General features: G+C 41.9%; 1 protein-coding gene. It reads left to right on the top strand.

Annotated features, from left to right (window positions below):
• A partial coding sequence (locus Q0842_RS16355) for an HYR domain-containing protein (RefSeq protein WP_298500598.1) occupies nt 1–203 on the top strand: 203 nt, incomplete at both ends.

Here is a 203-nt window from a genome sequence, read left to right as displayed (position 1 = left end):
ATTACCTGTCCTACCGATGTAACAGTAAATGTAGATGCTGGATTATGTACAGCAAGTAATGTGGATTTAGGTACAGCACCAACAGGATCAGATAACTGTTCTGTAGCAAGTGTTACTAATGATGCGCCTGCAACATTCCCATTAGGTGATACTGTAGTGACTTGGACAGTAACCGATGGTTCTGGATTAACCGCTACTTGTGA

The sequence above is a fragment of the uncultured Algibacter sp. genome, assembly GCF_947495675.1.
Taxonomy (GTDB): Bacteria; Bacteroidota; Bacteroidia; order Flavobacteriales; family Flavobacteriaceae; genus Algibacter_B.
The sequence above is the reverse complement of the archived record's forward strand: the minus strand, read 5'-3'. Positions and strand labels throughout refer to the sequence as shown.